Genomic DNA, 7,325 nt, shown 5'->3' with positions numbered 1-7,325 from the left:
CGTCATGTTCGCTGCCCCCCGCCACGGTCTAGGCCGCCGCCTTGGTGAGGTTGAGGAACACGTCCTCGAGATCGGGCTCGCGGGTCGACACGTCGACGATATCGTACCCGGCGGCGCGCACGCGGGTCATCACCTGGCCGGCATTGAGCCGGTCCTTGCTGTAGCCGATCTCGATCACCCGATCGGTGATCTTGCTGACCTTGTCGAAATCCGGATCGGTCGGCAGCGCGACCACATCCTGATCGAGCGTCAGCACGATCAGCTTCTCGCGCGCCATGCCGACCAGCTCGGCCGTCGGCTTGTTGGCGATCAATTTGCCATGGTTGATGATGGCGATGCGGTCGCACAGCTCCTCGGCTTCCTCGAGATAGTGCGTGGTCAGCACGATGGTGACCCCGGCGCGGTTCAATTCGCGCACATAATCCCAGAGCTGCTGGCGCAGATCGATATCGACGCCGGCGGTCGGCTCGTCGAGCACCAGGATCGGCGGCGAGTGCACCATCGCCTTCGCGACCAGCAGCCGCCGCTTCATCCCGCCGGAAAGAGTCCGCGCGTAGGCATTGGCCTTGTCCTCCAGCCGCACCGCGCGCAGCAGCTCTGCCGTGCGCCGCTCGGCCTTGGGCACGCCGAACAAGCCGGCCTGCAGCTCGAGCGCCTCGGCGGGGGTGAAGAAGGGATCGAACACGATTTCCTGCGGCACGATGCCGATCGAGGCCTTCGCGTTGCGCGGATCGGCATCGATGTCGAAGCCCCAGATGCGCGCGGAGCCCGATGTCTTGCGCACCATGCCCGACAGGATGTTGATCAGCGTCGACTTGCCCGCGCCATTGGGGCCGAGCAGACCGAATATCTGCCCGCGCGGGACATCGAAGCTGACGCCGTCGAGCGCCAGCTTGTCGGGGGCCTTGCCCGCGCCCGCATAGAGCTTGCGCAGATTGTCGATCGATATGGCAGCTTCGGTCACGCCAAGCCGATTAGCCCGACGGGGGGCCAAGCGCAAAGGGAAAGGTGGCATTGCCGCCTGACTGTGCAGGTGCAGCACGAATGCTGCCCAAATTTTGGGCACGCCTTCGCATCTGCACAAATTTTGAGCGCCTGACCGCTGAGCGGATTATCAATTCGTTAGGAATCGCGGCTTTTCGGCATTTGGCACGTGGTTTGCGTAGCTTTGCTGCGGTGACGGGGCAAACCCCGCAATAAAATAACCAATGGGGGCATAATGAAATTCATCATTGCCATAATCAAACCCTTCCGGCTCGACGAGGTGCGCGAGGCGCTCACCAGCCTCGGCGTCGCGGGCATGACCGTGACCGAGGTGAAGGGCTTTGGCCGCCAGAAGGGCCAGACCGAAATTTATCGCGGCGCCGAATATACCACCAACATGGTCCCCAAGCTGAAGCTGGAGATCGCGGTCAGCGACGATATCGCGCCGCAGGTGATCGAAACCATCCAGGCCGCCGCCAACACGGATTCCATCGGTGACGGCAAGATCTTCGTTTTCGACCTGGCGGCCGCGACGCGCATCCGCACCGGCGAGACCGGCGACACGGCACTGTAAGGGGAAAGGGGAATGATGAAACCTTTGCACACAATCGGCGCCGCGGTCGGGACGACGGCGCTCAGCGTATTTACCGCCGCCCAGGCCTGGGCCGCCACCGCCGCACCTGCGGCCGAAGTGGTCGAAGAGGCCGTCACGGCGGTTGCCGAAGGCCCGATCAAGGCCCCGACCGCCGAGCAGATGGCGGGCATGGTCGACAAGGGCGACACCACCTGGATGCTCGTTTCGGCGGTGCTGGTGCTGATGATGTCGATCCCCGGCCTCGCACTCTTCTATGGCGGCCTGGTGCGCACCAAGAACATGCTCTCGGTGCTGATGCAGGTGCTGACCATCGTGTCGGTCGCCGCGCTCGTCTGGGTCAGCTGGGGCTACAGCCTCGCCTTCACCAGCGGATCGCCTTATATCGGCGGCCTGTCCAAGGCGTTTCTTGCCGGCGTCGACGGCACTACCTTCGCCGCGACCTTCTCGAACAACGTGTATATTCCCGAGCTCGCCTTCGTGGTGTTCCAGATGACCTTCGCCTGCATCACGCCGGCGCTGATCGTCGGTGCCTTTGCCGAGCGCGTGAAGTTCACCCCGCTGATCATCTTCACCGTGCTGTGGCTGACGCTCGCCTATTTCCCGATCGCGCACATGGTGTGGTACTGGGCCGGACCGGACTTCCTGCCCGATGCGCCGACCGATACCGGTCTGCTCTGGGGCATGGGTGCGCTCGACTTCGCTGGTGGCACCGTGGTGCACATCAACGCCGGTATCGCCGGGCTGGTCGGCTGCCTCGTGATCGGCAAGCGCCTGGGCTACAAGACCGAAGCCATGCCGCCGCACTCGCTGGTGATGACCATGATCGGTGCCTCGCTGCTGTGGGTGGGCTGGTTCGGCTTCAACGCCGGATCCAATCTGGAAGCCAATGGCGTCACCGCCGTCGCCTTCATCAACACCTTTGTCGCCACCGCCGCCGCCACCGTCGCCTGGGCCGTGATCGAGCAGATCGTCCACAAGAAGCCCTCGCTGCTGGGCGCTGCCACCGGCGCGGTGGCCGGTCTGGTCGCGATCACCCCGGCTTCGGGTCTGGCCGCGCCGATGACCTCGATCCTGCTCGGCTTCGCCGCGTCGATCGTCTGTTTCTTCTTCGTCACCACGGTGAAGAACAAGCTCGGCTATGACGACTCGCTCGACGTGTTCGGCGTCCACTGCGTCGGCGGCATCATCGGCGCGATCGGCACGGGCATCGTCGCCGACCCGGCGCTCGGTGGCCAGGGCTTCTTCGACTACACCGTCTTCCCGGCGGGCGTGGGCGAATATGACATGGCCGCGCAGGTCATCACCCAGATCAAGGCGGTGGGCATCACCATCATCTGGTCGGGTCTGGTCTCCGCCGTGCTCTTCTACGCGCTCAAGTTCACCATCGGTCTGCGTCCCTCCGAAGAGGTCGAACAGGCCGGGCTCGACATCTCCGAACATGGAGAGCGCGCCTATAACTACTGAGTTTTCGAGTTTGGTCTGCGGCGGGAACAGCTAGCACCCGCCGCCGACCTCCAGAGGTTCCTCCTGCGAACTGACAACTCAAGGCCGGGATGGCAACATCCCGGCCGTTTTTTTGCGTTCGTCGTCCGAGGCTTGTCGAAGCCCGACGACGCCTTATCGGTTTCAGATCGAAACCCTATTGACAAAGCTGTCAGCAAGGTGAGACCTTCCGTCCGACAGACCGCCCCAGGCGGCACCCTTTCCGGGACCTCGCACCCCCGGACCCGGATGACCTTGCGCCGACCCCGCTGGGCCGGACCGCATTCAAGGAGAGAGCCATGGCCACCGTTTTGAAAGAACCCGGCGCCGCGCTGAATTACGACATGAGCGATGCCAGCTGGTATGTCGAAGACCGCTGGCAGGAGCCGTTCCGCCAGATGCGTGAGCAGGATCCCATCCACTGGACCGAAAACGGCATGTTCGGCAGCTTCTGGAACGTGACCAACCACAAGGCGATCCAGCATGTGGAAGCGCTGCCCGAGATCTTCTCCTCGTCCTACGAGCATGGCGGCATCACGCTCGCCGACCGGATCGACGACGGCACCGAGCTGGTGATGCCGATGTTCATCGCGATGGACCGGCCCAAGCATACCGGCCAGCGCCGCACCGTCGCGCCCGCCTTCACTCCCACCGAGATGAAGCGCATGTCGGACGACATCCGCCGCCGCACCGCCGAGATCCTCGACGGCCTGCCCTGGGACCAGCCGTTCGACTGGGTCGACAAGGTCTCGATCGAGCTGACCACGCAGATGCTCGCCATCCTGTTCGACTTCCCCTGGGAGGACCGCCGCAAGCTCACCGAATGGTCCGACTGGGCTGGCGATATCGAGCTGATCCATAGCGAGGAGATGCGCCAGGAGCGGCTCAAGCACCTCTATGAGATGGGCGCCTATTTCAAGAAGCTGTGGGATGCCAAGATCAACGCCGAGCCCACGCCCGACCTCATCTCGATGATGATCCATTCGGACGCGATGAGCGAGATGGACGAGTTCGAGTTCATGGGGAACCTCATCCTGCTGATCGTCGGCGGCAACGACACGACGCGCAACTCGATGTCGGGGCTGGTCTATGGCCTGCAGCAATTCCCCGACCAGCGCGAGAAGCTCGAGCAGAACCCGGCGCTGATCCCCAATGCGGTGCAGGAGATCATCCGCTGGCAGACCCCGCTCGCGCATATGCGCCGCACCGCACTCGAGGATTACGACCTGTTCGGCAAGACCATCAAGAAGGGCGACAAGCTCGCTTTGTGGTACATCTCGGGCAATCGCGACGAGAGCGTGTTCGAGGATGCCGACAAGATCATCGTAGACCGCGAGAATGCGCGGCGGCACCTGGCGTTCGGCTACGGCATCCACCGCTGCGTCGGGGCGCGCCTCGCCGAGCTGCAGATCGCGATTCTGCTCGAGGAAATGGCCAAGCGCCGGATGCGCGTGAACGTGCTCGAGGAGCCGGTGCGCGTGCGCGCGTGCTTCGTGCACGGCTATCGCTCGATGCAGGTGTCTTTAAGCAAATATTGAAGCCGCGTTGGCGGTGCTTGCGTAACTGTGGCATTGTCCCGGGCGAAATGGCCGGGACGATGACACGGGATCGGATCATGCAACGACGCGAATTTCTGAACGCCGGACTGCTCGGCGCTGCAGGCCTTGGGCTGTTCGGCCTGGCGAACTTCTCCTTTGGTGCGGCCAGCGCGCGCGCCAAGGGCAAGTTCGAGATCACCAAGACCGATGCGCAGTGGAAGCAGCAGCTGACGGCGGATCAATATTATGTGCTGCGCCAGGAAGGGACCGAACGGCCCTTTACCAGCCCGCTCAACAAGGAAAAGCGCGCGGGCACCTTCGTCTGCGCCGGATGCCAGCTGCCGCTGTTCTCGTCGAAGACCAAATATGAGAGCGGCACCGGCTGGCCGAGCTTCTACGCGCCGCTGCCCAGGGCGGTGGGCACCAGCACCGACCGCCTGCCGCGCGCGGCGATATCGGTCGCGATCAGCACCTTGATCTCGCCATCCTTGAACGCGGCGAGCGCGGCGGTGCGCTGCGACTGGCTCTTGTTGCCATGGATCGCGGCAGAGCGGATGCCCGCGCCTGCCAGCACGCGCACCACCTTGTCCGCGCCATGCTTGGTGCGGGTGAAGACGAGCGCGCGCTCGGGCTTGATCTCGCGCAGCTTCAGCGTCAGCAGCGCCTGCTTCTCGCTCTGGCTGACAAAGGTGACATACTGTTCGACACGCTCGGCCGTCGTCGACTGCGGCGCGACCTCGACCCGCACGGGGTTGTTGAGGAAGCGCGCGCCCAGTTCGGCAATCGCCTTGGGCATGGTCGCCGAGAAGAACAGGCTCTGGCGCTGCTTGGGCAGCATCGAGGCGATGCGCTTCAGCGGCACGATGAAACCGAGGTCCATCATCTGGTCGGCCTCGTCGAGCACGAAGATCTCGACATTCTCGAGCGTGATCGCGCGCTGCTCGATCAGGTCGAGCAGGCGGCCCGGCGTCGCGACGAGCACGTCGGTGCCGGCCTGGAGCTTGCGCTTCTGCTGGTTGATCGGCACGCCGCCGAACACGCAATTGACCGAGAGGTTCAGGTAGCGCGCATAGACGCGCATGTTCTCGGCAATCTGCGCCGCGAGCTCGCGCGTCGGCGAGAGCACCAGCATCCGGACGCCGCGATGGCTCCGGCCCTTGGCTTCCTTGGCGAGGTGATGCAGCGAGGGCAGCGAAAAGGCTGCGGTCTTGCCGGTGCCGGTCTGGGCGATGCCCAGCAGGTCGCGGCCTTCGAGCAATGCGGGGATGGCATCGCGCTGGATCGGCGTGGGCGTATCGTAACCCTTCGAATCGAGCGCACGAAGGATCGGATCGGCCAGGCCAAGTTCATGAAAATAGGACATAGTTACTCTTCAAACAGAGCAAGGCGCGAACCACGCCCATTTCGGGCGGCGCGCGCATTGCGGGGTTCAGAAGCCTCCGGAATGGTCCGGAAACTTCAGGAAAACGCCCCGCGTGAATTGGGATGTTCTGGGATAAGGGCAGCGGGGTTTCAGGACCCGGCCTATCGCCGACCTGCCTTGCGGGCGGGGTCGGAACGAAGTTCACGCTGCCGGTTCATAGGGGCATTGGGAAGGATTCCCGTGCCGAGGCGCGCTGCCTGGAGCGGCATATGAGGACAAAGCGGTAGAAAAGCAAGGAAATTCGCGGGACGCCGGTGCGGGATCGCGAATCAGGCGGCTTCCTGCGCGTCCGCCGGGCCACCGATCAGCACGAAGCGACGGTCGCAATAGCCGCATTCGACATAGCCCTTCTCGTCGATCTGCAGCCAGACGCGCGGATGGCCGAGCGCTGCGCCGCCGCGAATCTCGCTGGCGCCATCGCAGGCGACACGGGCGGTGGTGGTGCGGACGGTTTCGGGCGGTGTGATCATGGCTGCGCGATTATCAAAAGCCGCAACGCCATGCAATCGGGCTTTGGTGCAAAGATCAGGCCTGGCCGTGCTTTTCGAGCACGATGCGTGCCTCGGCGGCATCCTCGGGCAGCACCATGATCCGCGCGGGCGTCATGAACCCCAGCCCGAGCCCGGCCATGCCACCATCGAAGATATGCGCGTCAATCCCCTCGGCGGCGAGCGCCAGCCGCGCCATCTCGGCCTCGATCCGGTCGCTATATTCGGCAATCGCCTTGAGGCTCATGCCCGCTCAGCCCCCTTGTCGCTGAAATCCGGGGCATCGGTGAAATAGCGCGTGGTCGGCGTGGTCGGCAGCCCGTCGATCGAGCGGGTGCGTCCTGCCGTCCTGGCGAGCCACGCTTCGGCGTCCATCTGCCGATGCGCCTTTTTCAGCGTCTCGCGCTCGCGCTCCATCTGCATCACCGGCACGCCCCAACCGCAGCTGGTCTGCACGCTATCCACGCTGATGTCGAAAATCTGCCGCGTGCCGGGCATCATCGTGAAATGCGCCGCCAGTTCGTCCCAATCGGCATCCTGCGGCAGCACCGGGCGGCCGCGCCCGTAGAGACGCAGGATTAGTGCCGGGTTCTCGAACGCGCAGAACATGATGGTGATGCGGCCATCGGCGACGAGATGCGCGTGCGTCTCGTTGCCCGATCCGCCAAGATCGAGATAGGCGACGCGCTTGTCGCCGAGCACACGAAACGCATCATAGCCCTTGGGGCTCAAGTTGATCCGCGCGCCCTCGGCCGCGGTCGCGACGAAGAAGATCGGCTGGCGCGCGGATCAACTTGAGCCCCAAGGGCTATGAT

Annotated in this window: 8 protein-coding genes and 2 pseudogenes; 4 read left to right on the top strand and 6 right to left on the bottom strand. The window is 64.2% G+C overall.

What is annotated here, in order from left to right; genetic code table 11:
* Positions 1-28: 28 nt before the first annotated feature.
* Entirely contained in the window at positions 29-964 is a 936-nt protein-coding gene (locus tag DM995_RS10860; protein ID WP_023839106.1) for an ABC transporter ATP-binding protein, read from the bottom strand.
* Positions 965-1,219: 255 nt separating this feature from the next.
* Between DM995_RS10860 and DM995_RS10855 the strand changes: the two genes are divergently transcribed.
* From DM995_RS10855 to DM995_RS10845, 3 genes are all read left to right on the top strand, one after another.
* Positions 1,220-1,558, top strand: coding sequence for a P-II family nitrogen regulator (locus DM995_RS10855; RefSeq protein ID WP_116969429.1), 339 nt, complete (start codon positions 1,220-1,222; stop codon positions 1,556-1,558).
* Positions 1,559-1,573: 15 nt separating this feature from the next.
* Complete coding sequence (locus DM995_RS10850; protein ID WP_116970422.1) at positions 1,574-3,043, top strand: ammonium transporter; 1,470 nt, start codon at positions 1,574-1,576, stop codon at positions 3,041-3,043.
* A gap of 317 nt (positions 3,044-3,360) precedes the next feature.
* Positions 3,361-4,599, top strand: coding sequence for a cytochrome P450 (locus tag DM995_RS10845; protein WP_116969428.1), 1,239 nt, complete (start codon positions 3,361-3,363; stop codon positions 4,597-4,599).
* Here the strand turns inward: DM995_RS10845 and DM995_RS22305 are convergent.
* A complete protein-coding gene (locus DM995_RS22305) occupies positions 4,563-4,841 on the bottom strand; it encodes a hypothetical protein (RefSeq protein WP_232824313.1) in 279 nt (92 codons plus the stop codon). The two genes, DM995_RS10845 and DM995_RS22305, sit on opposite strands and share 37 nt — an antisense overlap.
* Before the next feature lie 6 nt (positions 4,842-4,847).
* On the opposite strand from DM995_RS22305, the pseudogene DM995_RS22910 reads away from it, so the two are divergent.
* Positions 4,848-4,976: pseudogene (locus tag DM995_RS22910) on the top strand (peptide-methionine (R)-S-oxide reductase); the annotation flags it as partial.
* A 62-nt stretch (positions 4,977-5,038) separates the two neighbouring features.
* Here the strand turns inward: DM995_RS22910 and DM995_RS10835 are convergent.
* From DM995_RS10835 to DM995_RS10820, 4 genes and pseudogenes are all read right to left on the bottom strand, one after another.
* A pseudogene (locus DM995_RS10835) lies at positions 5,039-5,962 on the bottom strand (DEAD/DEAH box helicase); the annotation flags it as partial.
* Between the two features lie 329 nt (positions 5,963-6,291).
* On the bottom strand, positions 6,292-6,492 hold the full coding sequence (locus tag DM995_RS10830) for a zinc-finger domain-containing protein (RefSeq protein ID WP_023839112.1): 201 nt from the start codon (positions 6,490-6,492) through the stop codon (positions 6,292-6,294).
* Positions 6,493-6,547: 55 nt separating this feature from the next.
* Positions 6,548-6,757, bottom strand: coding sequence for a putative signal transducing protein (locus tag DM995_RS10825; RefSeq protein ID WP_116969427.1), 210 nt, complete (start codon positions 6,755-6,757; stop codon positions 6,548-6,550).
* A complete protein-coding gene (locus DM995_RS10820) occupies positions 6,754-7,284 on the bottom strand; it encodes a pyridoxamine 5'-phosphate oxidase family protein (RefSeq protein WP_286164960.1) in 531 nt (176 codons plus the stop codon). Before DM995_RS10820 ends, DM995_RS10825 begins: the two co-directional genes overlap by 4 nt.
* Between the last annotated feature and the right edge of the window lie 41 nt (positions 7,285-7,325).

It is taken from the genome of Blastomonas sp. UPD001 (assembly GCF_003426715.1).
Lineage (GTDB): Bacteria > Pseudomonadota > Alphaproteobacteria > Sphingomonadales > Sphingomonadaceae > Blastomonas.
The sequence above is the reverse complement of the archived record's forward strand: the minus strand, read 5'-3'. Positions and strand labels throughout refer to the sequence as shown.